The following is a 26,822-nucleotide window of genomic DNA, read 5'->3' on the forward strand; positions in this document are numbered from 1 at the left end:
TATCAGTGACGGGCTGTGAGCACCGCACCACAAGAGAAAGTTGGATATTTTTTTATTTGAAATTCCCTAAGTAAGATTACTAGGATTGTATAGCTGCGATGACGAACATCGCCAAGACAAGTATGAAATAGGACTTCTCAGACATCCTCTGAGGAGTTTTATATCAAGTAGAGCCATTAAATTAACAAAAACCCGGTTTCTTTGAGAAACCGGGTTTCTATGTCTCAGTTTTTTGATGTTGACCTAGTTAGTAGTCTGATTTGGTTTTAAAATACTCTTTTTCTCTCTGTGTTCTATCTTATCTCATGCGGTTAATAACAGTTTTCATAATTCCAAGAAGATTTTAATTATGAAATATACGTAGGGTGGGCAATGCCCACGTGTCAAGCTTTTGGACGGCATAGCTCTACCTACACAACCATCTTGATATAAATTTATTGTGTAAGAATAATTAAAATAAGGAAGACTTCGGATTAAAAATTGAGTCTTCAATATTAAGAGAATCAACGGATTTATATCTTAGAAAAACTCAATTATAATTAATAATACATTTAAGTTATTGGTGAAAAAGAAGAAGTGAACATACAAGAATTTGAATCACAGTATCGAGTTACTATGGAGCGAACGTTAAATGAACTGCAAACAGCGATTTTGCTCTTGGAACAAGTTCAAAGCAAAATTTCCCAGATTGGCAGTTCTGTACAAACTCTCAGTCAATGTGTTGAAGAGTTTATTACCGAGCAAAAGTCAGAGTAAATATGAAACAAGCATATAAATTTATATACTAAGACACGCAAATTCTTCTTGAATTGCCTGCATAAGATGTGAAAGATTGATAGGTTTAACAAAGTAACGACGAACTCCCAGTTCCATTGCTCTTTCTCGATCGGCGCGAAAGGCAAAAGCTGAAACTACGATAATAGGTATCTTGGCAAGCTGTGGTTGCTGTTGGATTTGTTCTAGCAGCACATAACCATCAATATCTGGTAATTTTAAGTCTAATAAAATTAACTCTGGCTGAAATTCAGCTATGGTGGAAAAAAAATTAGAGGCTTCAGCCAAGCTTTGAACGTTATAACTGTGGTAGCTCAGATAATCACTCAGCAACATCCTATTGGCATCATTGTCTTCAATAAGCAAAATTCGTCGAGTTTGTTGAGATTGCCGTTTCTGCTTTGCAGAAAGTAACTTTGCCGCCATTTCTACCTATCTTTTAAGTTATGAGTCAAGAATGATTGCCAAAATTTCAAATCTTGAAGATCGTAAAGTTACGTATTTAAACGGATGTCAAAATTTTAGTTTATGTATTTAAAAATTTTTAAATTAGGATTTTAAGTCAAAAATAAAGATGATGTTGTTAGCATCATCTTACAATATAATTTTCATAAAAATATCAAGTTTTATTGAATTTTTTTTAAAAAACTTTGAATATTTATAATCGCTCTCTAATTTCCTAAGATTACTCGATCAATCTACTTAATGTAAGCAACTAATGCTTCAATCTACAGTAATCATGAAGTAAAGATGTAGAGAAATAGGGGAGACCGAAAAAATACGGAAAATAAAAAGGAGCGATTATGCTCCCCTATTTAGTTTTTAGTTTGCAACCGTCATCTTAACGATGATTACGCCTTTTTCAACTTACGTTGTGTAGCAAATACTCCACCAACTACTAACATACCCAGCATGACAGAAGGTTCTGGAGTTGATTTTACAGGCTCGCCTTGAATAGTAACTTGGTAGTTGCCATTATGAGATTTACCATCACTTTTTTCAACTAACCCAGACTGTGTAGCTTGGAAGCTGTAAAGGAAGTCAGTTACTCCGTTGTAGGTATACTTCACAACTTCACTGGCTTGGAATCCATTCGGTACAAAAGAATACACATCTTTTAAATTGTAGTGACCGGCTAAACCAATACTGATTAAGCCAGTTGAGTCATTTTGGTTGACATAGGAGATGTTGGGGTCACTGGATCTTTGAAATCCACCGTTGGATAAAAAGCCTAAATATGTCGCAAAATTATAGCCAACACCAGCTTTGGTACTAAAATCTTTAAACCAACGGTTAGCAAGGTTATTTGCTCCAAAACCAGTGCTGTAGGTACCACCCGTTGTTGTAAACCAGTCCGCACCAGTTAGGCTGCTCAAGCTCAGGCTCTTGCCACCAATAGTACCGCTTAATGTGGTAACAGGAGCGTTTTTGAAGCTAGCCAAAGAGGCATAGGCGGGAGTTTCGCTGTCGGAAAAGAGTTCAACGTTACCAGTGGGGCTGTTGCTGTCACCAGTTAAGATATTGGACAAGCTAGCATTTGGATCTGCAAATGTATTCGTGGCATTAGCATTGTATTTAATATATTGACCACCAGTAATCGAAGCATTAGTCAAGCTTCCTGCAAATGCTGGGGAGGTTGCGATCGCACTTACACCTGCAGCGATTGATGCACCAATCAAAAATTTGTTAATAAGCGTTTTCATTTTTTGTCTCCATCAGTTGTGGGGTTGAGTTTTATACACTTAACTCTTTTTAGGGTTTGGCTGGCTTGACTACAGGTAATGGTTGTTTAACTACCGTTTCTTTTCCAAAACACGGCTGTTTTGCTCACCCCTGTTCATCACCTACACTCCACATTCAGTCTACGAAACTGGGAGACACAATAGGTTAAGTTACTGTAGAGTCTATATAAACTCTAGCTAAAAATATAACGGGAGTTATTGCAGTACTCTTAAGTAAAATCTCTTGATTTTCTAAAAATTAAAGTTTTATATAACACAAGCTTTATTGCAGTGACCAGTGATTAATCAGTCCCCAATACTGAAAGGCTGAGAAAATTGTCGAGTGAGACAAGGAGGCAATACTACTCGGATAAGAATTTTGTGGGTTGGGCTTTCCCCAAGGGGAAACTCAACAATGTCCTGTAAATGTTGGGTTTCGTTCCTCAACCCAACCTACTACCGCGTCCACCTTAAAATGTTGGGTTGAGACTGCAGGGGGGCATGGGAGCAGGGAGCAGGGAAGAAAAAAAGGGCGCATCCCAATTTGGAAAAAACACGCCTGCGATGTTCGTAATTGCGTCTATACAAACAAAGTCCACCGACGTGGACTTCATATGAAGTCCACGTCGGCGGACTCAGGCTTTTGCCAAAACTAATTTTCTTCCTGTCCCATGTTGAAGTTTGAGTTGCTTTGCTATCTTTTCACCAATTGGCGCTGAGTCGCACACAAACCCAAGACGGCCATTAGCCCCAACAGTGCTGAAGGTTCTGGTACTCTTCTTCTCTGAGTCTCGGCTCGATCGATCAAGGGTACCAAAGTTGTGGTATACGTAAATGTGTATGGATCTTCATTTACTTGAGCTTGTACCGAGGTCATAGCAAGCCCGTAAAAAAATAATGTTATTGACGCGTATCCAACAAATTTTCTAATCCTGTTCGCCATACTTAATATATATATATTCTTTTTACTTTTCGTAAACAGGCTACTGCAATTAAATGCTAATTGCGTGTTTGACAACTAGCATTTGACTCAGGTATGAAAACAACAAATTACTTAAGTAATATTTCAGTAGTTTAACTTGACTTTACGGAAAACAAGGAATAGATTTCGTAAACTTATCATTAATTCCCAGTAAAGCCTTAATAAATTTTCTCCAGAAAATGAGAAATTCTTTGGACAGCGGTTTGTAAAACAGGTACATCATGTACTAAAGCAAAACGAACATACCCTTCTCCAGATTTACCAAAGCCTGCACCTGGTGAAACGGCTACTCCTGTTTGTTGCACCAATTGGGTACAAAACTCTACAGAATTTTTCCTCCAAGCTTCTGGTAACTTAGCCCAAGTATACATTGTGGCACTAGGGGTAGGAACATCCCAGCCAATTTGGTGTAAAGCACTGATAAAGCCGTCTCGGCGTTTGCGGAACGTTTCAACAGTTGCTTTGACTCCAGTTTGAGGACCAGTCAGGGCTGCTATGGCACCATTCAAAATGCCTTGATACTGATTAAAATCAATTGCAGCTTTTATTTGACGCAAAGCTCCGATCAATTCCGTATTACCAATCGCAAAACCAATACGGAAGCCGCCCATATTGTATGACTTAGAAAGGGTAAAAAATTCTATCGAGACGCTTTTGTCTGTGTCGGCTTGGAAAATTGATGGGGTTGCCCATTGCCCAGTTTCTTCAAACACCAAATCTACGTAAGGAAAATCGTGAACCAAAACCAAGTTGTGTTGCTGACAGAATGCAACAGCGTCTTTAAAGAAAGACAGAGGCGCGATCGCAGTCGTAGGATTGTGAGGGTAGCTCAATACCATGAGTCGTGACTGTTCCAAAACAGGAATGGGAATATCCGCGAACACGGGTAAAAAACCGTTTTCTTCCTGCAGTGGCATTGCGTAAATTTGACCGTTAGCCAGGTGAACTCCTCCCATATGTGACGGATAACCTGGATCGAGCAGTAGGGCAAAATCTCCTGGGTTGAGAACTGCTAAAGGAAAATGACCTGTTCCTTCTTGGGAACCGATTAGGGGTAAGACTTCAGTTTCCGGATTGACGGGGATACCAAATCTTTGCTCGTACCAGTTTGCTGCTGCTTGACGAAATCCTTGAGTTCCACGAAAAAGCAAGTAGCCGTGAGTGCTTGGATCGTGTAGAGATTGGGTAATTGCTTGTATGATATGTGGTTCTGCTGGTAAGTCTGAAGACCCCAGTGATAAATCAATTAATTGTTGTCCACAAGCCAAAGCTTTTGCTTTCGCTCTGTCCATATCAGCAAATACATTAAATTGTAAGGGTTGTAACCGTTTAGCAAATTCCATATTTGGTTAGTGGTTAGTAGTTGGTGGTTAATGGTTGGTGGTTAGTGGTTAGTGGTTAGTGGTTATTAGTAGCTACTAACAACTAACAACTAACAACTAACAACTATCCACTAACTAAGTTCTCATCTAACATTTGAAGGAGCTTTTCTTTACCGATAACTCCTTCAATAGATGTTAGCAATTTGTTTCCTTGAATTAACCGGAATGCAGGTACACCTTCCACCTGATACTGCTTAACAGTAAGTGGGTTTGGATCGACTTCCATTTTGACAACTTTAAGACGGTCACTGTATGTAGTAGCCACCGAATTTATAACCGGTGACATTAATTGACAAGGTCCGCACCATGAAGCCCAAAAGTAAACCAATACTGGCTGTTCAGCTTGCAGCACTTCAGTTTCAAACTGAGCATCAGTGATGGTTATTACACCCTTACTCATTGCTGTCTCCGTCAGATGGCATTATTTAACGTTTGCACACAAATTACTTTATCCCAATCTGTTCGTAATTGACGCCAAGAAAGTCGGTTTCTCTAAAAATTCCTTCGTCAAAAATTTAGAGGGCTGCTGTGGCTGTTGTTGGTGAGTTGCTGAAAACCTTGAAATTGTAGTTTGGATAGCCTATCGTACAAAAGGTGTATTTACGCAAAATTTAAACAATTTACAAAAAAGTCTTTACTTTTGACAAAATTTGACAAAAGCTTTATACGTTTCAAAAGAAGAATAATGATAACACAATCCGCAATTTCTATTCCCAAGGAATAACTAATTTTACTAGATTCTATCAGGACTTACGCAAAAATTGCTAGAAACCTTGATTTATTGAACCGCCAAGACGCCAAGAGCGCCAAGAATTCGTAGAGCGTGCGTAAGTCCTATCTATTTTGACAAGCTTTTATTTAAAGTTTTAGTAATTTCTTAAAACTCAGTAGTATTACTTAAGAAAAATTCTGTAATGATGGCGATGAATAACGAGGCTCTGAAGGCATAAATAACCGCAGATCTGTTGTTTCCAGCTTTAACTAAGTACCACTTTTCGTAAATTCCTTATTTCCTGACAAACTTGTGCAATCGTATACTAAGATTTACAATAATAACAAATCTTGATAGTCTCTTTAGGCAAGCGCCAAAGAGATTATCAAGGCTTTTGTTTTTTGGCAAGAGTATAGGAACCTAGCAAAGGTTACAAATTGTCTAACTGCTTGCGTAGCGAATCCAACTCAGCATCGACAATTTCATTCTTATTCCCAGTGTTTGAATTGGGAGTCGTTGACTGTTGTGGTAGTGCCTGTTGAGTTGGTGAAGCACCAGGAAGGGTCATTTGTGCCTTCAAAGCTGCTAATTCATCATCAACATCGCTGCTAGATTCCAATTTTGCAAACTGAGTTTCTAGATCGGCACCAGCTAACTCAGCCGATGACTGGGCGCGGGCTTCCTGCATCAACACTTTTTCTTCCATACGCTCAAAAGCAGCCATTGCACTGCTGGTATTCATACCGCGCACCATGCCTTGGAGTTGTTCTTGAGCTTTAGCAGCAGTAATCCGTGCTTTAAGCATTTCTTTTTTGGTTTTTGCCTCAGAAATTTTGCTTTCTAGCTGGATGAGGTTGCGCTTGAGGGAGTCTACTTGGGTAGTTTGTTGATCTAAGCTCGCTTTGAGCGATCCTGAAGATTCGTTAAAAGTCTTTTTCCGCTCCAACGCTTGTCTTGCAAGGTTTTCATCACCTTTTTGCAAGGCAAGTTGGGCATTACGCTGCCACTTGTTCACTTCGTTTTGAGCATCATTGTACTGCTTTTCAGTACGTTTTTGGGCAGCAATAGCTTGAGCAACACCCTGGCGCAGCTGTACTAAGTCTTCCTGCATTTCTAGGATGGCTTGTTCTAGCATCTTTTCAGGGTCTTCTGCTTTACTCACCATGTCGTTGAGGTTGGCACCGACGACCCGCTTAATGCGATCGAATAATCCCATAGCTTTCCTTTTTCCTCTTGTGATTTACGCGCTTGGTTGGGCTGGCATGCTTTTTTAACTAATTTATAGCTACCTATTTCAATGTAATCTTTCCGGTTTAAATTGGTACCGCTCAACAAGCCCCTAATAATAAGGATATTCTTGAACTTCGGTCTTTGACCAATCTTTTACTTGTCGAGATTTCCAGGTAATTGCTGGGGTAATTTCCCGGAGTCGTGAGAAAGTTTATTTTTCATGGCTTCTAGTTCTGCATCTACCTTATCACTTTCTTCTAAGGCGGCAAACGCCGAATTCAGAGGATCTGCTTCAGTTATAGAAATAGTTTCGGCTTGAGCTTCTAGCTGTAAAACTTTTTCTTCCATGCGCTCAAAAGCTTTCATACTTTTGGCGTTGGAAGTAGCGCTTAACATTTCTTGAAGTTTATAGGAGGCTTCAGCAGAACGGGCGCGAGCAATATACAGATCTTTTTTATTCTTTGCTTCAGTCATTTTCATCTGTAGCGTCCGCATATCCTGCTTAAGCTTAGTCGCAACAGCATTTTGCTGTTCCATCTGAGCTAACAGTGCTGTTGCAGTTTCCTGATAAAATTGGCGTTTTGTCAGCGCTTCCCTTGCTAGAGATTCATTTTCTTGTTGCAAAGCTAGTTGAGCACGACGATACCATTCTTCTGCTGTAGATTGAGCGCTAGCTATCTGTCGTTCGGTACGTTTTTGGATAGCAATTGTTTGAGCTACTGCCTGTCGCAACTGGACTAAATTTCCCTGCAGTTCCATCACGGTTTGTTCCAGAATCTTTTCTGGATCTTCCGCATCTGCAACCAGACTGTTGAGGTTTGCACGAATCACCCGTAATATCCGGTTCATCAGTTCCATATCAACTTAACTCTTCCTCACTGGTCACTGGTCAGGTGGTCACTGGTCACTGATTCTGGCTTTGATACCTTTGTTTTGAAGTTGTTGCAGCAGAGTTTGTGCTTTTTCTTTGCTCTTGAGCGCCCCAAGATAAATAAATGCACCATTCTCTGACAAGTAAGCATCGGGAATAATTTTTCTTGCAGAGGCAAGAGCATTACTGTCTTTATTATCCGTAATGATGTGATAAAGCCCATCTGCTGATGGTTTTATTTCCGCATTCGGCGTTGGTTTGACACTTGGTGGTTTTGGTTTTGGAGAGGCAGTGACTATTGGAGATGGCAGAGTCGCGGTGGGAGGTGGTAAGGGTTGCACTCTCTGTGTTGGGGGATTGATAGGAAATGGGGGAGGAACTGGGTTTGGTGCGATCGCTGGAGGTGCTGGTTTGGATTTGGGTTTTAAACCAACGACATCATTTGGATCTCTCAGTTCTGGAAACTCTTGATTGGCAAGATTGGGATACTTACGTAGGGGTGTAAGTGTTGGTTCAGGGATATTTGTAGCAGACTTTGCACTCCTTTCCAAAGTTTCTGTAGCGAGTTGTGGATTTTTTTTAAACAGTCCATCTAAACTAATTTGCGGCAGACTCTTGGGATTGAACACTACGTAACCCAATGTCATACTTGCTACTAACAATAATAACATTGAGCCTATACCTAATGGTGATAGCAGACTGTCATTACTAGAACTTGGTTGCTTTTTCTCCTTTGATTGTTCTTCTGTTAAGCTTCGCAAAAGTGCCTCAGAGGACTCTAAGTAGTCGTTTGGCTGTGTTCGGCTATCATGATTATCTACTTCTGCTAGATTTTTCTGACTAACGTGTTCTTTTACACTGGTAGGAACTATACTAACAGAACTAGATCCGGTCGTGGTTTTTGTTTTAGCATGGTCAGAAGAGAGTGAGCTTTCGAGTTCCTTTATTGTTGAAGAAACTGATGCAGCCAAGCTTTGCAGTGTTTCTCGTTGCAGTATATCTTCAGCTTTGGCTGGAGAAGACGCCTTTTGAAGAGGTTCTTCTGTAGATGTTAGTGGCGTGTTGATTGTCGTAGCAGGAACAGCAATGTCCTCTTTTTCCATCCCTACAGGTGCAGATGGAGTTGCCACAAAACCAAACTTCTCTAACTCGTCTCCAAGACTATCTTCTGCTAGTAATTGAGATTTACCTCCTGTCGTAGCAATGGCTGACAACGATTGAGGTTGATTAGCCATCACTTTACCAACATGGATTTGGCTCAATGTTCTATATCCTGTTTTTGTGCGTCTGTATCGGGTTAACTCTTGATCTAGTTGCACTTCTAGACTAGCAAGAGCTGCTGCTAGTGCTGGTCTTAACCTATAGGGTTTGGAAGATTGAGCCGACGACGTATCTACTAAGGAGTTTTGACTCATTGCCTGTCTGCCTCAAACCAAGATTTACGGAATAACAGTAGTTTGTGACCACTTACCAAATTTTGGTTACGGGTCACTGTTTAATTGGTGACAAATTGAAAAATACAATTGTGCCAATCAAGCGCGAAAATTATCCTATATATAGGAATCCTAAATCATTCCTGAAAAATTTTAAGTAGCCATCATGAGAATTTGTCTTCTCCCTACTCCCCACTCCCTACTCCCCACTCCCCACTTTCGATGTCGTTAAAATCAATTAATAATATTTTAAGCGTTCTTGAAACACAGTCTAACTTGCAAGAACAACCATTTCAGCAATTACTCAAGTGTTGGGCTGAAATTGTAGGAGCAGCTGTAGCCGCTCACACTCAACCTTTGTCTGTTCAACGTGATGTGCTGCGGGTGGCAACTTCTAGTGCAGCTTGGTCGCAAAACTTAACTTTTGAGCGCAAGCGCCTGCTTTTAAAGTTGAATGATAAGCTGTCTCTTTCTCTCGTTGATATTCACTTTTCTACAGCAGGATGGCAAAGCCCTAAGGATAAGCTAGCCAAAGAGCCAATTATTTCACCACGGGAACACCCCAGTTATGTGGGCGGCGCAGACTCTTCCTGCAAGTTGACTTCTACTGCTTTGGATGCAAATGCCACTTTCCAAGATTGGGCTAAGAGGGTACAAGCGCGATCGCATAGCTTACCCCTTTGTCCTGCGTGTCACTGTCCCACCCCGCTTGGTGAACTTCGGCGTTGGCAAGTCTGTTCTATTTGTGCTGCTAAGCAATTTTAACGATAGGGGTTAGAGATCGGTCTTGAAATGGGGTGGGCAGTGCTCATCTCATTTTTTGCTAAATTTTGATGAAAATACTGAGATTTGTTTTGAAAACCACATTTTTTACTCTTTTTCAACAGTAAAATTACAGTTAAATTTTTTATTAAGAGATAGAGCATTATACTTTTTTTTAAAAAATTCCTCTTCCAAAAGATAGGGAAAGGCATATTACTTTAGTAAATATATTGAGTAACCGTTAAATTGGGCTAAATATGCCAAAAGATAAGCACCTGAGTCCGTGAAAAGTGCTTCTTGGGGCTGAAGTTAAAAGGCTAATGAAATCGTTAAAGTTGGTATTAGCGTTGATCCCCAATAATTTTTGCCTGAATTCAATATGCTTTACCTAACGCAATTAATGTATCACTTTGTTAACACAAAAATTGAAAAATATAACACAAAGATAAAAAGATTATAAAATTAACTTTTTCGTTGGGATCGCTGAAACCTAGATATATTCACGGGTTTCGGCTTTTACCCCAAGTTGTAGATAGACCAGAATAAAAAGATGAAAATCAAGCTCTAAAAGGGCAAACAATTTCACTGACTCTCTCCTTAGGTAGAGAGAGATTAACAGCCTAAAAGTTGTCGATCTAACAAGTGAGTAAACCTGAGCGTTGAACCGGAACGTACTTACGGATACCCCGTAAATTCGTACTATCTATCAAACCGTGTTTACGGTTGCTTTAGAAGGGACATCCTGTTAAACGCGATCGAGAAGACTTGAAAACAGGTTTGACGTAGTTCCTGGCTGATTAGCATTAAAAACTAAGTTTTTGTACTTTTTAGTAGTACGAGCATCTGATTTCCTCCAGCTTATCAATACAATATTTCCCACAAGGTTTTATGAAAAACATTAAATACTTGACTTCTGCCTGTCGATATTGTCGTCATTACCAGCCAGAGGGGCGTCGCGGCGGTGTGTGTCAGCAGCTGGGAGCACCAGTTCGAGGAGATTGGAAAGCTTGTTCTTTAGCACTCCCACCATTTGCACCTTCTTGGGAAAGTTTGGAAGATGTTTGGAGTTTGCCAGATGCAAAAGTAGTGTTAGCTTCAGGTTTAAGTAAGGGAGCGATCGCGAGTGCGGAAGAAACAGTAAACATCTCTCCCGAACAAGTTAAAACTCATACACGGGAAGCTTTGATAGTATAAAGGATGAAGGATAAAGGATGAAAACCTTATCCTTTATCCTTTGTTCTTGACTTTATGGCAGCCAAGGAAAGTCGCGAAAATTAGGTGGGCGTTTTTCTAAAAAAGCTTGTTTACCCTCTTGACCTTCTTCCGTCATGTAATAAAGCAAGGTGGCATTGCCAGCAAGTTCTTGCAAACCAGCTTGTCCGTCACAGTCAGCGTTTAACGCTGCTTTTAGACAGCGAATCGCAGTTGGGCTTTTTTCTAAAATTTCTCGCGCCCATTGGATACCTTCAGTTTCCAATTGTTCTATTGGAACAACGGTATTGACTAAACCCATGTCTAGGGCTTGCTGGGCATTGTACTGGCGGCAGAGAAACCAAATTTCTCGGGCTTTTTTTTGTCCTACAATGCGAGCGAGATAGCTAGCACCAAAACCACCGTCGAAACTGCCCACTTTAGGACCACTTTGTCCAAAAATAGCATTATCTGCAGCAATGGTCAGGTCACAAATTAAGTGCAGGACGTGTCCGCCACCAATCGCATAACCAGCAACAAGAGCAATGACTACTTTTGGCATTGAACGAATCAGGCGTTGCAAGTCCAGCACGTTTAAACGGGGGACACCCTCATCATCTAAGTAACCTCCATGTCCCCGGACACTTTGGTCACCTCCGGAGCAAAAAGCGTATTTGCCATCAGTGTGGGGACCTGCACCAGTAAATAATACAACACCAATCTTTGTATCTTCCCGTGCATTACAGAACGCGTCGTACAGTTCAAATACAGTTTTTGGACGAAAGGCATTGCGTTTGTGAGGGCGGTTGATGGTGATTTTTGCAATGCCCTCAGCTTTGTGATAGAGAACGTCTTCGTAGGTTTTTGCCGTTTGCCAGTTTAGAGCCATGAGGTAGAGTATAACTTTGCTGGTGTGGAAATTCTACCGCAGGTGGCATTGCTCACCTCACTTTCTGTGCAACGATTTGTATAAAAAGTTGGTTGGGTATGGCACAGACTGAGATTGAGAACACCTGCATGAATATAGACCTTCTGATGTTCACCACAACCCACATAGTGAGCAATACGCTTGTGTATAAAGGGTAAAATCTCTTGCTACCGCAATCCTTTCTCTCGCAGTAAAGAATCCATCCACTCTGCTTCTAACTTCGTAAGTGGTGGAACTGGTTCTTTGGTATAGTCAATTGCAACATCATAACCAGCCCTGTCATATACACAACTTAGTAGCACCTGTAAATCTACGCTTGGTAATCTATCTTGCGATCGCAATGGCAAGGAGAAAGTAGGAATTTTATCTGGTAAATTAAAGACAAACAAATCAGCACGGGGACGGCGATCGCCATGGCTGACTAAAATTCGATAATTGCCTTGGGTAGAATTACCAAAAACTGGCATGGGTTCGCCCCCTCTCAGTAAATCAATCTCAACTAAATTAGTCCGGCTTCCCAACACCTCCTGACGCTTTTGTTCGTATATATTCCTTCCTTTTCCCGGACGTTTATTGGTAGGCGAGAGGACTTCAATAACTGTCACCACTTCCTTTGTTGCTATCTCTCGAATTTCTAAATATCCCTCTCGAAATTCCATTGGCATTGGTACTGCTACAGCAACCGGAGTGGATGGAGGATTCGCCACAGCAACATTATGAGATGGCTTTAAGCTGGTTCCAGTTCGCGACTGTTCCACAGTAACATCAGGAATTCCTACAAAGATAGAATCTTCTCCACTTACCTGATAAACTCGCTTTTCAATAGCAGCCCTATATTTTGGTAGCAGTTGTGGATTTAATGACTCAGCAAGAATTCCGATGATTAAGTGATGGACTTCTGGCCAAAATTCTGGATTCTCTAGATAGGGATTCATTCCCGGAAATGGATAAGGCATGGTAAGATTAAACTTTTTTATTTGCTATTTGCCAAATGGATGCTATTATTATAACTTTTCTACTGCCTACAGGTTCGGGGTCAGACGCTGATATAGGTGTGATTGCTGTTGGTCAGTCATGCGATGTGACTGAGATACCAGGCATGACCCCTAGTAATTGGGCTAGTACCGTGCAACTCCATACAGGATTAAATGCTAGATTTGTCACATTGAATATATAAAAGTATAGAAATATACAGAAACAAAACTTAGCTTGATTGATGTTGATGAACCTGAAGATTATCATGGAGAAATTGAATTGTAAATATGAAACCAGAAACTAGAAACACATTACTAAAAGCTTATGTCCAATTACATCAAATCGTTGAGGAGTTATACGAAGCTCACGACCGAGCAATAGAAAACAATGATTTTGATGATGCTAGCTTACTAACCAGTAGAGCAGATAGACTTTATGAAGAAGTAGAAAATTTAGAAATTATCATCTCAGAATTGGAGCAGTAGAAATGAAAACAATCCAAGAATTAAAGACTCGGATCAAGGAACTCAGTAAACAATCTGTTGAATTTAGTAAAAAAGCAACTGAAGTATGTTTATCAGACCGAGAACAGGCTAAACAGTTCAGGCAAAAGGCAAGAGAAGCTAGTAAACGTTGTCAAATATTGATCCAAGAATTGAAACGCCAACAGGTTTAAAACTAAAAACTAGCTACTAGTGAAAATCGCCAGTTTCTGACTCTACATTTGAAAACCCTCATAAATGAGGGTATTTTCTTATTGTTTAGTCTAAACTCCAGATACTAAAAATTTACCCATATTCTCTTTGCGCCACTTAGCATCCGCTTTACGATTTGTCCGCAACTCCAAAACCCGAATCCCCTGAGTTGGTAATGGGTTGAATTTTTCCTGTAATTGCTTCCAAGAACTTATCAATTCGTGTTCAATACCGTAAGTAGAGCATAACTGAGCAAAATCAATGTCCTGAGGCGTGGCAAAAAATTCTTCAAATGGTGGTTCAAATTGTGCTATGGGTAACATTTCAAAAATCCCACCTCCATTGTTGTTAATCAAAACAATAGTTAAATGCCCGATAAACTTATTTCTAATTAAAAATCCATTGGTATCGTGTAGTAGGGCTAAATCTCCTGTCAACATCACACTACTTTGATGGCGATGGGCAATTCCCAAAGCAGTGGACAATGTACCATCAATCCCATTTGCACCTCGGTTGAAGAAGGGTTGCAAGCCTAGAGAATTTGGTTGCCAAAAAAATTCAACATCCCGCACTGGCATACTATTAGCAATAAATATGGGTGTTTTTGGTGGCAATGCTTGAGAAAGCAACCAGGAGGTTTTTCCCTCAAATAACTCTTCCATTTTGGCAAAAGTTTGGTCAATATTTGCCCTAACTTTTGCTTCTGCTGTCAACCACATTTCGAGGTAAGAGGAATTTCCCCCTCTCCCCCTCTCTCCCTCTCCTCCCCTCTCCTCCCATCTCCCCAATTCCTCTACACTTACCCGCAGGTGATTTGTCCTACCATGCAAGGGATCGAGGTTGCGATCGCTTGGATCGATCACCCATGTTTGCCCTTGAGTGTCAGTTAACCAATTGCGTAACTCTTTACTAGTAGGCATTTCACCGATTTGAATCGCGATCTTTGGTGCTAGCTGTTTTGCTAAGGAGCGATCGCGCAAAATAAGGTCATAGGTAGAAATAATGTTGGGGTTTAAATTGGCGTGGTTTCTGACTGGAGACAGCCCCTCTGCTAAAACGGGGAATTTTAAGGTTTGGGAAAGGTGGGCGATCGCATGGCAATACTCTCGTGGTTGTTGCGGTTGGGCAACACCAGCAATAATGATTCCTTGGCTGGAGTTTAGCCATTCATTGAGAAGAAAGGAGTGGGGGCAATACTGCAAGGGATACGATAATTGGGGTGTCAGAACCCCGGTTTCTTCAAGAAACCGGGGTTCTAATTTCTGCTTATGCGAGTAGTATTGGGAGTGGGGGCGGTAAGTAGTCTCTAAAGCTGGAGACTGGATTGGGATGTGAGAAAAAAAGTGTTCTGGTGGAAATTGGGATTGTAAAAATTGTAGGGATGCTGCGTGTGATGTTTCTACTTCTGAAAGGGGTGCGAGAGGATCTCGGAAGGGTACATTAAGGTGTACCGATCCGGGTACGGGATGAAGAGTTTTTTCCCATGCATAAATAATTGTTTGCCGCAAGTAGGCTAGCATTCCCATATCTGGAGAAGGTATGGCTAGTTCTGCTTGCCAGTTTGGGTAAGTGCCATATAATTTTAACTGGTCTACAGTTTGCCCTGAATGGCAATTTCTTAACTCTGGTGGTCGGTCGGCGGTCAATAACAACAATGGTATGCAGCTTTCTTTTGCTTCAATGACAGCAGGATAAAAATTCGCTCCTGCTGTTCCAGATGTACAAACAAGAGCTGCGGGAAGTCCTGTTGCTTTAGCGCGTCCTAAGGCAAAAAAGGCAGCAGAACGTTCATCTAGAATGGAAATGACTTCAAGATTTGGTGATTGTTGGGCAAAGGCGACTGCTAGCGGTGTGGAACGAGAACCCGGACAAATGACAACACACGCTAATCCCAATTGCTTCAATGTTTCAGCAAAAATCGATGCCCATACAGAATTCATGTTTCTAAAATCAATTGTCATTAAGGTTAGGGAGTAGGGAGTAGGGAGTAGGGATTGGGGGTCAGAGAAAAAAACTAATGCCCAATTCCCTTTTTCAATAAGTGTGAGATGATAATCTAATATTTGTTATCAACGGTACACGACTACTTATATGGACTGCATTCATTTGACAGGAATTCGCAGTTATGGCTATACCGGTTATTTACCAGAAGAACAGGTTCTGGGACAATGGTTTGAGGTGGATGTGAAGTTATGGTTGGATCTCTCAAAAGCAGGTGAAACTGATGCCATAGAAGATACTCTAGATTACCGCAGTATTATCAGCTTAGTGCAAAATACAGTGAAGACATCAAAGTTTGCTTTGGTGGAACGATTAACAGCGTTTATTGCTGATTCTATTTTGGCGTTGAGCGATCGCGTGACACAAGTTCAAGTCATTTTGAGTAAACCTGCTGCGCCCATCCCAGACTTTAATGGCAAAATTAGCATCGATCTGACCAAAAAAAGATCCTAACCCTTTATCCTTCATATTTCACTTAACGATTTTACGTAAATACCTCAGGTTCGTACCTGTTGCCAAATTCAGATTATGTTTTTTTGAAAAAGAAGTTTTTTATACCTGGGAATAGTTAGTAAGAAACAGTTTATTTAGCTTACTAGATATTTAACCCATAAATGATATTCATATGCTCTACTAAGTACATTAAAGGCAGTTATTTAAACCGCTCAAGTTTATAAATTCTCAAAAATAAGGACTCAGATATTAAGTATTCGATAAAGTAGAGTCTACAGTGATTTTGAAGATTTATGATGGTAGGATCGCTCAATTTGACATTGAGTGAACCGCCGTCCATAATATCTGAATCTTAGCCAACGGATTATCTTAGCATGTTCAGTCCTAAAATCCTAGTTATTGAGGATGAAGAAATTGTTGCATTCGATCTTAGACAAAAGTTACAAGAATTGGGATATACGGTTTCAGAAATTACTAACTCAGGAGAAGAAGCGCTTCATACAAGAGATATTCATATTGGGATCGAAATAGCGATTCGCAAGCATTATTCTGAAAGAACTTTGCAGGCAGAACAACAAAAGTTCACAGCAATTTTAAAAAGCATGGGTTGTGCAGTTATTATCACAGATATTCATGGTTGTGTCCAAATGATGAATCCCCTAGCGGAAGTACTGACTGCTTGCGCTCAACATGAAGTAACTAACAAGGAATTAGCAAGTGTATTAATATCGGCTGACAAAGAGACAAGGGAGGAGATAGAGAATTTAGCAAGACAAGTTTTACAAGAAGGGATATCTCTTAATCTCCCAAAAAATTGTATACTCTATGCAAAAGACAGTAGAGAAATAAATATTGAAGGTAGTATCACGCCTATTTGCGATGATAATGGTCATATCAAAGGTGCTGTCTTAGTTTTTCAAGATATTACTCAACGCAAACAGGTAGAAGCAGAACTCCTTCGCAATGCTTTTTATGATACACTTACGGGATTACCAAATCGAGCTTTATTTCTGGAACGACTGGGGCAGGCATTTGAACGCAGCCAGAGAATTAACGATTATCAATTTGCTGTGTTATTTTTGGATTTAGATGGTTTCAAAACGATAAATGATAGCTTTGGACACTGTACTGGCGATCGTTTACTGGTAGAAATAGCCCGACGTTTGGAGTCCTGTTTGCGCGGTTGCGACACGGTAGGACGATTTGGTGGTGATGAGTTTGTTGTCCTTGTAGAAGATATTAAAGATGTTGCTGATGCCATCAACGTTGCTCAACGCATACAAAATTCTTTAAAACTACCAGTTTCTATCAACGCACAACAACTCTTAGTTGGAGTGAGTATAGGTATTGCTTTAAATTGCTGTGCTTATAAAGAACCATTCGGTTTGCTGAGGGATGCTGATATCGCTATGTACCGTGCAAAAGCACAGGGAAAAGCTCAGTATGTTGTGTTTAATTTTTTACCTTAAACTAGGTAGACAGTTACCAGGGACAAATGACACTTACTTAACGATTAAGTTGTAAAAACCCTTGTAATGCCTCTTGCAATTGACTCTGTTTGATATAAGTCTCTGTCGCTTCAATTAAATTACTGATATTCTCTTCACTCACATCATCGAGATCGTCGCTCAACCGCTTACCAGTTAAATGTCGATCTAGTTTGAACTGCAACCGTAAAAGACGATTTTGAATAACTTGATAGGTAATGTATTCGTAAACGTCTGATGTTGCATCAAACAAAACATTAACAAGCGGTTGCGCCCATTGTATCAAACCCCATTGATGAGCAGATTCAAATGGAATGATTCGTGTAGCATCACCTGTTCCTATGGAGAGAACTGTAATTTCGTCTAGTGAATTCCCTAACCTAAGAGCTTCAGCAACAGCACAACTAGATGGATTATTTGCCGCTACACCACCATCAATGGCAGAGTATATGGTTTTGATTGAATAGGTAGAGGTATTATCGGGTATTACACTCCAAGGTGCATCTAAAAATGCTTGCTTTGTCACTCCTCTATATCTTTCTATAATACGAGATTGACCTTCTCCTGTACCATTAGTAATTCTCAAAACTTGCTTGTTATATAAGCCTTCCGTTGAGGGTGCATCACTATCTAAAACAATACTTTGTAAATCTCCTTGTTGAACTTTTCCATGTATATTTTTGTCTAGCTTATATGCTGGAAAATAAGTTGGCGCTGATGCCGAACACACACAAACCTCCCACAAAGGAATGTTTCCATAACCTTTGTCTTGTCGCCAACTTTTGAAAATAATTGGTTCTCGTTCAAAAGTGTCATAGGATACGATTAAGAGCAATGGTGAGCGAACATCAAACAGGCTCGTCTCTCCAAAAACTTCTTTCAAGACTTGAATCAAGCCTTCATTGGAAAATTTAGGTGCAGATAAACCATATTTGAGTAGTAATGGAATTCTTTTGAGTGAAAACAGACTTCGGTAAGGAAAAATTCTTTGGCTTTTATACCTGTACATTTCAATAATTTCTTCACTTTTGCGCCCTGTGGCAATTGCTGCTGCTAAAATTGAGCCTGTAGACGTTCCAGCAATTAAGTGAAAGTACTCATTCAAAGGTTGAGAGATTTGTTTCTCAATTGCCGCTAGCATTGTTGCTGCTACAATTCCTCGAATTCCTCCTCCATCCAAGCTCAAGATCCGAAAAGGCATACTCTTTCCCTTCGTTAACTACAGATATATGTATTTTACTGATATTTTACAGACTATTTAGCTTATACTACTTTTAGTATGACTCAGAGTAAGATATGGAAAAAACTGAAAAACAGAAAATGCTGTCAGGCGAGCTATATCTTGCTTCAGAAACAGAACTACTGAACGAGAGAAAAATAGCAACTCGTCTGCTGAGAATATATAACTCAACAACAGAAGAACAGAAGGAAGAGCGATCGCAAATCTTGCGAGAATTATTTGGTGAACTAGGGCAAGGAACAACTATCACACCACCATTCTACTGCGATTATGGTAAAAACATTTATGCTGGCGACGAACTATACATGAATTTTGGTTGTGTCATTTTAGACTGCAATACAGTTCATATCGGCAAAAATGTTTTATTTGCTCCATATGTTCAAATTTATACAGCACATCATCCTATCGAACCAGAAATTCGTCTTTCAGGTAAAGAACTAGCATCTCCGATTAGAATTGGTGATAATGTCTGGATTGGAGGTAATGCCATTATTTGTCCCGGCGTGACCATCGGTGATAATACTACCATTGGTGCGGGGAGTGTAGTGACAAAAGATATACCTGACAATGTCGTTGCTGTTGGCAATCCTTGTAGAGTCATAAGGCAGTTATAATTTGAAATAATAATTCTGTTAATATTTTTAAATGAAAATACAACCGAGAGAAATCCATTTGTACACCTCACTAGAAGGGCGTGTTCCCTTTGAGGAATGGTTCAATTCTCTACGGGATATTAACGCTAAAGCTAAAATTAGAATAAGATTAGACAGAGTTGGGCAAGGAAATCTGGGAGACTGTAAGTCTGTCGGCAAAGGAGTCTTTGAATTGCGAATTGACTATGGTCCTGGTTACCGAGTCTACTTCGGACAAGTTAATTTAGAAATTGTTCTCCTCCTTTGTGGAGGGGATAAAAGTACTCAAACACAAGATATCAGAAAAGCTCAGGAATCCTGGGAAGACTATACGAGACAAAACAATGCCTAAAACTAAAAGCTATCATTCCTTCTTAATAGAATCTCTTAAAGACCCAAACGAGGCGGCTGCTTACCTAAATGCTGCTTTAGAAGAACAAGACCCTCAACTTTTCCTTCTAGCTGTTAGAAATGTGGCAGAAGCTCATGGTGAGATAGCCAAACTTTTAGAAACAACTCAACTGAATCAAGACAATCTCCACCAAATGCTGGCAAAGGCAGAAAATCCAACGCTCTATAATTTTGCATCAATACTCGATATTTTAGGATTCAAGCTAGCTATTACTGTTAAGGAATCCAATCAAACAACGAAATCAGTTTGTTGACAATTAACTATGAGCATTATCGTCCTTGGTAGCATCAATATAGACTTAGTAGCAACAGCACCTCGATTGCCAGTTGCAGGAGAAACGCTGTTGGGACAGGACTTTTTCAAAGCACCAGGGGGTAAAGGAGCAAATCAAGCAGTCGCATTAGCAAGATTGGGAATTCCTACTCATATGATAGGGCGTGTAGGTGGAGATAGTTTTGGTGAGGAACTTGTTAGTAGTTTGCAAGAATCTGGAGTGAGAACTGAGAATATATTCGTTGATGAAACGGTAAGTTCTGGAGTTGCCATCATCGCTGTAGATGTAAAGGGTGAAAATCAAATTATTGTTATTCCTGGTGCCAACGGACACGTAAATGAGGAAGATATAAAACGGTTATCGCACTTATTACCGGAAGCGACAGCATTGCTTTTACAATTTGAAATTCCCATACCTACCGTTGTTTTAGCCGCCCAAGCAGCACAAGAGGCGGGAGTGACAGTGATACTCGATCCAGCACCTGCGAACAAGGATGTGCCAAAAGAACTTTACCCATTAGTAGATATCATTACACCCAATGAAGTTGAAGCAGGACAACTCGTAGGTTTTCCCGTGGATGGGGAAGACTCAGCAAGAAAAGCGGCTACAGTGTTGCGACAATGGGGAGTCAAAAATGCCATTGTGAAACTAGGTGCTAAGGGCGTTGTTTGTGCAACAGCAGAAGAAACCTTCTTCGTACCTGCATTTCCAGTTTGTACCGTTGATACAACTGCAGCAGGGGATGCATTTAATGGTGGTTTAGCCGCAGCACTTCACGAAGGACTTTCGTTACATCAAGCAGCGGTTTGGGGTGCAGCCGCAGGTGCAATAGCTGCAACAAAACCGGGCGCACAGCCTTCTCTTCCCGATAAAATGACATTTGATACTTTTTTGACAGTGACCAGTGACCAGTGACCAGTTATGATTACTGATTACTGGTCACTGATTACTGGTCACTGATGATGTTTGTATTAATGGATCACGATGGTGGTGTAGATGATTATTTAGCAACTATGCTGCTGATGACGATGGAGAATGTACAGCCTCTTGGTATCGTTGTCACTCCAGCCGATTGCTACGCAGAACCAGCTGTCAGTGCTACGCGTAAAATTCTAGATCTCATGGGATGCTCTCATGTTCCCGTTGCTGAAAGTACTGTACGTGGTATCAATCCCTTTCCCCGTCTCTATCGCCGTGATTCATTTGTTGTTGACCATTTTCCTATTCTCAATCAAAATGAAACCATTCGCACACCCTTACTAGCAGAACCCGGTCAAGATTTTATGATACGGGTGTTGCGAGAGTCACCAGAACCAATCACTTTAATGGTCACTGGTCCCTTAACTAATGTAGCCAATGCACTTGATACAGCACCATTCGTGGAGTCAAAAATCCAACGCATTGTCTGGATGGGAGGCGCGCTCAATGTCTCAGGTAATGTGGAAAAAAATTGGGAACCGGGACAAGATGGTTCTGCAGAATGGAATGCTTACTGGGACCCGATGTCTGTTGCAAGAGTGTGGCGATCGCAAATTGAAATGATCGTGTGTCCCTTAGATTTAACCAACAACGTACCTGTCACATCTGATATAGTATACAAGATGGGGAAACAAAGAAAATATCCCATATCTGATTTGGCGGGACAATGTTATGCACTAGTTATTCCCCAGGATTATTATTTTTGGGATGTGCTAGCGACAGCTTACCTGGCTCATGCAGAATTTTACGAACTGCGAGAATGGGAAACAGAAATAGTGACAGTGGGTCTCAGCCAGGGACGTACTAAAATAGTCCCTGGAGGTCGTAAGATTTACGCAATGGATAAAGTCGATAAAGAGGCTTTCTACTCTTATATTTTGCAACAGTGGGCAAGATGAATTTTGAACCGCAGATGCACGCAGATGCACGCGGACAATTATCTGCGTCCGTCAGCGTTCATCTGCGGTTAAAATTTCAAAAAATTCAATCCCAAGCACAAAGCTGCAACCGTTCCTGCAACACAAATTTCGCCTTGGACAATTTTTTCCCTGACTGATTCCACAGGAATTAAAAGAACTTCAATTTCTTCTGTAATATCTAAATTTTGGTCTCCCACTTTTGTGACATTCTCTGCTAGGAATAAGTGTATTTGATTGGTATCTTTGCTTGGTTTGTCATAAAGTGTTGATATCTTTGTTATTTGTTGGGCAAGATAACCGGTTTCTTCTTGCAGTTCTCTGATTGCTGCTATTACTGCACTTTCTTGTGCTGGGTCAAAACTTCCTGCGGGAAGTTCAATGAAAAACTCACCCACCGCGTGTCTGTATTGACGGACAAAAATAATTTCCCTGTTGCTGGTAATGGGTAATATGAGAGCAACTTCCTGTTTCAGATTAACAAAATAATCGTCTATAATTTTACCGTTAGGTAACTGTAGCTTATCTTGCCTGACTTTACACCAGTAATGGTCTAAAACCATTGTTGAGTGCAGAATCTTCCACTTGTGTAAGTTGGTCATGGATATAAGGATAAAAGATAAAACATGAAATATTTTATACTTTATTCTTCATCGTTTACATAAAATTATGCAGATAGAAGTAGAGACATTCACTGTAAACAAGCGCTTTCCTTTGACCATCAGTCGCGGTACAACGGCAAAGACGACAAATGTATGGGTAAAGATTTCGCACGATGGTATGGAAGGGTGGGGAGAAGCATCGCCTTTTGGTGTAGGGACTTCTCCACAATCAACAGAGATAATCAAAAATGCTTTGCTACAAGTCGTGCCTTCTTTACAGAAATTCAGCCCATTGCAAAGACAGGCAATTGAGGTTATCTTGAATAAATCTCGCATTCCTTCATCTGCCAAAGCAGCCTTGGATGTAGCCGTGCATGATTGGTTGGGAAAGCGTGTTGGGCTACCTCTATGGCAATTATGGGGACTAGAACGCAATTCTATTGTACCTACTTCAGTGACTATTGGTATTAACTCTCCCGAAGGAGCGAGGGCTAGGGCGCGAGATTGGTTACAATTTACTGATGTTCGTGTTTTTAAGGTAAAGTTGGGGAGTCCGGATGGTATTGCAGCAGATCGGAAAATGTTATTAGCAGTGCGCGAGGAAACACCAGATCGAGAATTGTACGTTGATGCGAATGGGGGTTGGAGTTTGGAAAATGCGGTACAAATGTGCAATTGGCTTGCCGATCTGGGTATAAAGTATGTAGAGCAACCACTGCAAAAAGGGCAGGAAGACAGGTTAGTACACTTAAAGAAGCAAACTTCTCTACCTATCTTTGTTGATGAAAGTTGCTTCACTAGCTCGGATATTCCCAAATTAGCAAACTACGTAGATGGAATTAATATCAAATTGATGAAATCAGGGGGCTTGACAGAAGCAATGCGGATGGTACATACAGCACGGGCGCATGGGTTGCAAGTGATGTTGGGTTGCTATTCCGACAGTACGCTAGCCAATACAGCAGCGCTACAGCTTTCCCCAGTAGCTGACTATCTCGACTTAGATAGCCATCTCAATCTTATAGATGACCCCTTTACAGGTGCAATATTGCAAGAGGGGAGAGTGTTACCAAACGATTTACCAGGGTTGGGGGTACAACGCAGTGCGTCTGGCGCTTAATCAAAGAGTTGCAATTCTATTGCATGAAGGAATCCAAGGACGGAGGGGTAAAACGGGACTTGCACTTTTACGTTACAGTGAGGCTTCAATAGTAGCAGCGATTGACCGCGAATGTGCGGGTAAATCTCTATTGGAGTTAACGGGTATCAAGCGTGATGTACCGATAGTCTCATCGGTGGCAGAATCGGTGGAGTACAAACCGCAAGTCTTGGTTATTGGTATTGCCCCTCAAGGAGGTACTGTACCGGATGATTATTGGCATGAAATCAAAGATGCTGTCATGGCTGGAATGTCAATAGTGAACGGTTTGCATACACCACTGTCAACAATGGCAGAGTTAAGGGCATTGCTAAAACCGGGACAAATCATTTGGGATGTACGGAAAGAACCGCCCAATCTGGGTATAGCTTCTGGAATAGCACGGTATTTACCCTGTCGTCGGGTGTTGACTGTGGGAACCGATATGGCAGTGGGTAAGATGTCAACAAGTTTGGAGTTAAACTGGGCGTCACGACTGCGAGGATTGCGTTCTAAATTTTTGGCGACAGGGCAAACAGGTTTAATGTTGGAAGGAGATGGCGTAGCGCTAGATGCCGTTAGGGTGGATTATGCTGCGGGTGCGGTGGAACAAATGGTTGTGCGTTATGGTAAAAATTACGACATTTTACATATTGAAGGACAAGGTTCACTGCTGCACCCCGGTTCAACAGCAACTCTGCCCTTAATACGTGGTTGCCAACCAACGCAAATGATATTAGTACATCGTGCCGGACAAACGGAAGTATCGAGTGGTGGCGTGTTTATTCCACCCCTATCAGAAGTTGTTCAGCTTTATGAAGCAGTCGCCCGTGCTGGAGGCACTTTTGCACCCGTACCTGTCGCGGCTATTGCTCTCAATACCAGGCATTTGGATGAGCCTGCAGCGAACGGTGCGATCGCATCGGTTGAAGCAGAGACTCATCTTCCCTGTACAGATCCCGTTCGTTTTGGTGCTGGTAAGTTATTGGATGCAGTAATGAAGGCTTAGAAATGACAGCAGATCCACTCTTTTATGAAATCTTCAAAGAAATCCCGGAGTTATTTTTTGAATTAATTGGGAGTTCGGAAAAAGACCCTAGTATTTACAAATTTAGCGCCCAAGAAATTAAACAGCGAGGGTTTCGTTTAGATGGGCTGCTTTCCACTCCCAATAATTACCCTGATGAACCCATCTATTTTATTGAAGCACAATCTTACAAAGATGATAATTTCTACAACCAGTTTGTCGCCAAAGTCATTCTTTATTTAACCCAATATCAACCACCTAATAAGCAATGGTACGCCGTCATTATTTATAATACGAAAAGTCATGAAGGAAACTTTCCAGAATATTTAAGTTTTTTTAAAGCACATTTACGTTGCTTCTATCTTGATGAGTTGGCAAAAACTCCCAATCAATCGCTGGCTGTGGGAGTCATGCGGTTAATAGTCGAAAAGAAAACTCAAGAAAAAACCGGAAAACTCGCCAAACAGCTCATGAGTCAAGCTCAACAAGAGCTAACCAATGTTATCTTGAAGGAAAAGGTTCTAGAATTTATTCAAACAGTGGTCATTGATAGGTTTACTAACTTGAGTCGGGAGGAAATTGCCGCTATGCTGGGTTTAGAGTCTTTGAAAAAAAGCAGAGTTTATCAAGAAACAAGACAAGAAGCTATACTGGAGACTAAGTTAGAAATGATACCAATTTTATTAGAGTTGGGATTAACTATTGAGCAAACTGCCGAACGCTTAAAACTGGATGTGGAAACTGTCAGAAAAAACGCTCAACAATGAAGAAGGGAGTGGGGAGTAGGGAATAGGGGATATCATCAAACTACTCCCTGACCGCCTCAAGATTACCGATCGAAATGAAATGAACCGCACAAGGGCGCAAAGAGCGCAAAGTCAAGAGGAACAGATGTTTGGTAGTCTGAGAGCGGAAAGGGAGTAAAGCGCTCGCAATTCACGAGCAGAAAGGCGCGATGATGAAGCTTAGTTAAAAAAAGGCGCGCTCGCCATAAACTTTGAAAAAGAAAAGCCATACTATCGGCTCTGTTGATTGAAGATAGCTATAGAGAATTTTATACTTAGAGAAACCTGACGGAAACGCACCAAGTCAATGACAGCAGATCCACTCTTTTATGAAATCTTCAAAGAAATCCCGGAGTTATTTTTTGAATTAATTGGGAGTTCGGAAAAAGACCCTAGTATTTACAAATTTAGCGCCCAAGAAATTAAACAGCGAGGGTTTCGTTTAGATGGGCTGCTTTCCACTCCCAATAATTACCCTGATGAACCCATCTATTTTATTGAAGCACAATCTTACAAAGATGATAATTTCTACAACCAGTTTGTCGCCAAAGTCATTCTTTATTTAACCCAATATCAACCACCCAATAAGCAATGGTACGCTGTCATTATTTATAATACGAAAAGTCATGAAGGAAACTTTCCAGAATATTTAAGTTTTTTTAAAGCACATTTACGTTGCTTCTATCTTGATGAGTTGGCAAAAACGCCCAATCAATCACTGGCTGTGGGAGTCATGCGGTTAATAGTCGAAAAGAAAACTCAAGAAAAAACCGGAGAACTCGCCAGACAACTGATGAGTCAAGCTGAACAAGAACTCACTAATGCCATCTTGAAGGAAAAGGTTTTAGAATTTATTCAAACAGTGGTCATTGATAAGTTGACTAACTTGAGCCGGGAGGAAATTGCCGCTATGCTGGGTTTAGAGTCTTTGAAAAAAAGCAGAGTTTATCAAGAAGCAAGACAAGAAGGTATACTGGAGAATAAGTTGGAAATGATACCAATCTTATTAGAGTTGGGGTTAACGATTGAGCAGACTGCCGAACGCTTAAAGCTGGATGTGGAAACTGTGAAAAAGGGAGTAGGGAGTGGGGAGTAGGGAGTAGGGGATTAACTTCATCCTTCAAGAAGTCGGGGATCTCATCGAATTGTGGTATGGGCATCCCCGCCCGTTGAGGTTTTCATGACTTTGATGACGAGATGGCGCTTTAGCAGTACTAGAG

30 protein-coding genes are annotated in these 26,822 nt (G+C 40.8%); 17 read left to right on the top strand and 13 right to left on the bottom strand.

What is annotated here, in order from left to right; genetic code table 11:
* The first annotated feature begins 576 nt into the window (after window positions 1–576).
* Window positions 577–756 carry a hypothetical protein gene (locus WA1_RS54540; protein WP_026135239.1) on the top strand — a complete coding sequence of 60 codons (180 nt, stop codon included), beginning with the start codon at window positions 577–579 and terminating at the stop codon, window positions 754–756.
* A gap of 21 nt (window positions 757–777) precedes the next feature.
* Here the strand turns inward: WA1_RS54540 and WA1_RS01685 are convergent, their stop codons facing one another.
* The 8 genes from WA1_RS01685 to WA1_RS01720 all read right to left on the bottom strand — a co-directional run bounded on the left by WA1_RS01685 (window position 778) and on the right by WA1_RS01720 (window position 9,087).
* Window positions 778–1,200: a response regulator gene (locus WA1_RS01685; RefSeq protein WP_017748713.1), complete on the bottom strand. Its 423-nt coding sequence runs from the start codon at window positions 1,198–1,200 to the stop codon at window positions 778–780.
* Window positions 1,201–1,625: 425 nt separating this feature from the next.
* Window positions 1,626–2,477 carry an NF038130 family PEP-CTERM protein gene (locus WA1_RS01690; protein WP_017748714.1) on the bottom strand — a complete coding sequence of 284 codons (852 nt, stop codon included), beginning with the start codon at window positions 2,475–2,477 and terminating at the stop codon, window positions 1,626–1,628.
* Window positions 2,478–3,189: 712 nt separating this feature from the next.
* Entirely contained in the window at window positions 3,190–3,372 is a 183-nt protein-coding gene (locus tag WA1_RS01695; protein WP_158516580.1) for a PEP-CTERM sorting domain-containing protein, read from the bottom strand.
* A gap of 263 nt (window positions 3,373–3,635) precedes the next feature.
* A complete protein-coding gene (locus WA1_RS01700; RefSeq protein ID WP_017748717.1) occupies window positions 3,636–4,820 on the bottom strand; it encodes an LL-diaminopimelate aminotransferase in 1,185 nt (394 codons plus the stop codon).
* A gap of 103 nt (window positions 4,821–4,923) precedes the next feature.
* Window positions 4,924–5,259, bottom strand: a complete 336-nt coding sequence (locus WA1_RS01705) for a thioredoxin family protein (RefSeq protein ID WP_017748718.1) — start codon at window positions 5,257–5,259, stop codon at window positions 4,924–4,926.
* Window positions 5,260–6,001: 742 nt separating this feature from the next.
* On the bottom strand, window positions 6,002–6,787 hold the full coding sequence (locus WA1_RS01710; protein ID WP_017748719.1) for a PspA/IM30 family protein: 786 nt from the start codon (window positions 6,785–6,787) through the stop codon (window positions 6,002–6,004).
* 167 nt (window positions 6,788–6,954) lie between these two features.
* A complete protein-coding gene (locus tag WA1_RS01715; protein ID WP_017748720.1) occupies window positions 6,955–7,659 on the bottom strand; it encodes a PspA/IM30 family protein in 705 nt (234 codons plus the stop codon).
* Window positions 7,660–7,698: 39 nt separating this feature from the next.
* Window positions 7,699–9,087 (bottom strand): SPOR domain-containing protein, encoded by a 1,389-nt coding sequence (locus tag WA1_RS01720; RefSeq protein WP_017748721.1) that lies wholly within the window; start codon window positions 9,085–9,087, stop codon window positions 7,699–7,701.
* Between the two features lie 240 nt (window positions 9,088–9,327).
* On the opposite strand from WA1_RS01720, the gene WA1_RS01725 reads away from it, so the two are divergent.
* Both WA1_RS01725 and WA1_RS01730 read left to right on the top strand, forming a co-directional pair.
* Window positions 9,328–9,870, top strand: a complete 543-nt coding sequence (locus tag WA1_RS01725; protein WP_017748722.1) for a DciA family protein — start codon at window positions 9,328–9,330, stop codon at window positions 9,868–9,870.
* A gap of 885 nt (window positions 9,871–10,755) precedes the next feature.
* Window positions 10,756–11,061, top strand: coding sequence for a hypothetical protein (locus WA1_RS01730; RefSeq protein WP_017748724.1), 306 nt, complete (start codon window positions 10,756–10,758; stop codon window positions 11,059–11,061).
* 52 nt (window positions 11,062–11,113) lie between these two features.
* Here the strand turns inward: WA1_RS01730 and menB are convergent, their stop codons facing one another.
* Complete coding sequence (menB, locus tag WA1_RS01735) at window positions 11,114–11,947, bottom strand: 1,4-dihydroxy-2-naphthoyl-CoA synthase (RefSeq protein ID WP_017748725.1); 834 nt, start codon at window positions 11,945–11,947, stop codon at window positions 11,114–11,116.
* A gap of 206 nt (window positions 11,948–12,153) precedes the next feature.
* Window positions 12,154–12,942 carry a DUF4058 family protein gene (locus WA1_RS01740; RefSeq protein ID WP_017748726.1) on the bottom strand — a complete coding sequence of 263 codons (789 nt, stop codon included), beginning with the start codon at window positions 12,940–12,942 and terminating at the stop codon, window positions 12,154–12,156.
* A gap of 35 nt (window positions 12,943–12,977) precedes the next feature.
* Between WA1_RS01740 and WA1_RS01745 the strand changes: the two genes are divergently transcribed.
* The 3 genes from WA1_RS01745 (at window position 12,978) to WA1_RS01755 (ending at window position 13,637) form a co-directional block, all read left to right on the top strand.
* Window positions 12,978–13,163 carry a hypothetical protein gene (locus tag WA1_RS01745; protein WP_017748727.1) on the top strand — a complete coding sequence of 62 codons (186 nt, stop codon included), beginning with the start codon at window positions 12,978–12,980 and terminating at the stop codon, window positions 13,161–13,163.
* A gap of 85 nt (window positions 13,164–13,248) precedes the next feature.
* Window positions 13,249–13,446 (top strand): hypothetical protein, encoded by a 198-nt coding sequence (locus WA1_RS01750; RefSeq protein WP_017748728.1) that lies wholly within the window; start codon window positions 13,249–13,251, stop codon window positions 13,444–13,446.
* Between the two features lie 2 nt (window positions 13,447–13,448).
* A complete protein-coding gene (locus tag WA1_RS01755; protein ID WP_017748729.1) occupies window positions 13,449–13,637 on the top strand; it encodes a hypothetical protein in 189 nt (62 codons plus the stop codon).
* 90 nt (window positions 13,638–13,727) lie between these two features.
* On the opposite strand, the gene menD is transcribed toward WA1_RS01755, so the two are convergent.
* The gene (menD, locus tag WA1_RS01760) at window positions 13,728–15,617 is read right to left on the bottom strand and encodes a 2-succinyl-5-enolpyruvyl-6-hydroxy-3-cyclohexene-1-carboxylic-acid synthase (protein ID WP_026135240.1); all 1,890 of its coding nucleotides are present in this window, start codon (window positions 15,615–15,617) and stop codon (window positions 13,728–13,730) included.
* 130 nt (window positions 15,618–15,747) lie between these two features.
* Here menD and folB point away from each other — a divergent pair, with 130 nt between their 5' ends.
* Window positions 15,748–16,110, top strand: coding sequence for a dihydroneopterin aldolase (gene folB, locus WA1_RS01765; RefSeq protein WP_017748731.1), 363 nt, complete (start codon window positions 15,748–15,750; stop codon window positions 16,108–16,110).
* 374 nt (window positions 16,111–16,484) lie between these two features.
* Window positions 16,485–17,579, top strand: coding sequence for a diguanylate cyclase (locus WA1_RS01770; RefSeq protein WP_017748732.1), 1,095 nt, complete (start codon window positions 16,485–16,487; stop codon window positions 17,577–17,579).
* 37 nt (window positions 17,580–17,616) lie between these two features.
* Here WA1_RS01770 and WA1_RS01775 read toward each other — a convergent pair whose 3' ends face one another.
* A complete protein-coding gene (locus WA1_RS01775) occupies window positions 17,617–18,798 on the bottom strand; it encodes a patatin-like phospholipase family protein (protein ID WP_017748733.1) in 1,182 nt (393 codons plus the stop codon).
* Between the two features lie 95 nt (window positions 18,799–18,893).
* Here WA1_RS01775 and WA1_RS01780 point away from each other — a divergent pair, with 95 nt between their 5' ends.
* Genes WA1_RS01780 through WA1_RS01800 form a run of 5 tightly spaced genes read left to right on the top strand, consistent with a single transcriptional unit; the run spans window position 18,894 to window position 22,032 of the window.
* Window positions 18,894–19,451, top strand: a complete 558-nt coding sequence (locus WA1_RS01780; protein ID WP_017748734.1) for a sugar O-acetyltransferase — start codon at window positions 18,894–18,896, stop codon at window positions 19,449–19,451.
* 31 nt (window positions 19,452–19,482) lie between these two features.
* The gene (locus WA1_RS01785) at window positions 19,483–19,821 is read left to right on the top strand and encodes a type II toxin-antitoxin system RelE/ParE family toxin (protein ID WP_017748735.1); all 339 of its coding nucleotides are present in this window, start codon (window positions 19,483–19,485) and stop codon (window positions 19,819–19,821) included.
* Window positions 19,814–20,134: a helix-turn-helix domain-containing transcriptional regulator gene (locus WA1_RS01790; RefSeq protein WP_017748736.1), complete on the top strand. Its 321-nt coding sequence runs from the start codon at window positions 19,814–19,816 to the stop codon at window positions 20,132–20,134. The genes WA1_RS01785 and WA1_RS01790 overlap by 8 nt, the downstream gene beginning before the upstream one ends.
* A 9-nt stretch (window positions 20,135–20,143) precedes the next feature.
* A complete protein-coding gene (rbsK, locus tag WA1_RS01795; RefSeq protein WP_017748737.1) occupies window positions 20,144–21,070 on the top strand; it encodes a ribokinase in 927 nt (308 codons plus the stop codon).
* 59 nt (window positions 21,071–21,129) lie between these two features.
* Window positions 21,130–22,032: a nucleoside hydrolase gene (locus WA1_RS01800; protein ID WP_026135242.1), complete on the top strand. Its 903-nt coding sequence runs from the start codon at window positions 21,130–21,132 to the stop codon at window positions 22,030–22,032.
* A 68-nt stretch (window positions 22,033–22,100) separates the two neighbouring features.
* Here WA1_RS01800 and WA1_RS01805 read toward each other — a convergent pair whose 3' ends face one another.
* Window positions 22,101–22,652, bottom strand: coding sequence for an NUDIX hydrolase (locus tag WA1_RS01805; RefSeq protein WP_026135243.1), 552 nt, complete (start codon window positions 22,650–22,652; stop codon window positions 22,101–22,103).
* A 67-nt stretch (window positions 22,653–22,719) separates the two neighbouring features.
* Here WA1_RS01805 and WA1_RS01810 point away from each other — a divergent pair, with 67 nt between their 5' ends.
* The 4 genes from WA1_RS01810 to WA1_RS01825 all read left to right on the top strand — a co-directional run bounded on the left by WA1_RS01810 (window position 22,720) and on the right by WA1_RS01825 (window position 26,698).
* Entirely contained in the window at window positions 22,720–23,772 is a 1,053-nt protein-coding gene (locus WA1_RS01810) for a dipeptide epimerase (RefSeq protein ID WP_017748740.1), read from the top strand.
* Window positions 23,756–24,799 carry an N-acetyltransferase DgcN family protein gene (locus WA1_RS01815; protein WP_017748741.1) on the top strand — a complete coding sequence of 348 codons (1,044 nt, stop codon included), beginning with the start codon at window positions 23,756–23,758 and terminating at the stop codon, window positions 24,797–24,799. Before WA1_RS01810 ends, WA1_RS01815 begins: the two co-directional genes overlap by 17 nt.
* A 2-nt stretch (window positions 24,800–24,801) precedes the next feature.
* Entirely contained in the window at window positions 24,802–25,584 is a 783-nt protein-coding gene (locus tag WA1_RS01820) for an Rpn family recombination-promoting nuclease/putative transposase (protein WP_017748742.1), read from the top strand.
* A 325-nt stretch (window positions 25,585–25,909) separates the two neighbouring features.
* Complete coding sequence (locus tag WA1_RS01825; RefSeq protein ID WP_017748743.1) at window positions 25,910–26,698, top strand: Rpn family recombination-promoting nuclease/putative transposase; 789 nt, start codon at window positions 25,910–25,912, stop codon at window positions 26,696–26,698.
* The last annotated feature ends 124 nt before the right edge of the window (window positions 26,699–26,822 follow it).

This window comes from Scytonema hofmannii PCC 7110 (assembly GCF_000346485.2).
Classification (GTDB): Bacteria; Cyanobacteriota; Cyanobacteriia; order Cyanobacteriales; family Nostocaceae; genus Scytonema; species Scytonema hofmannii.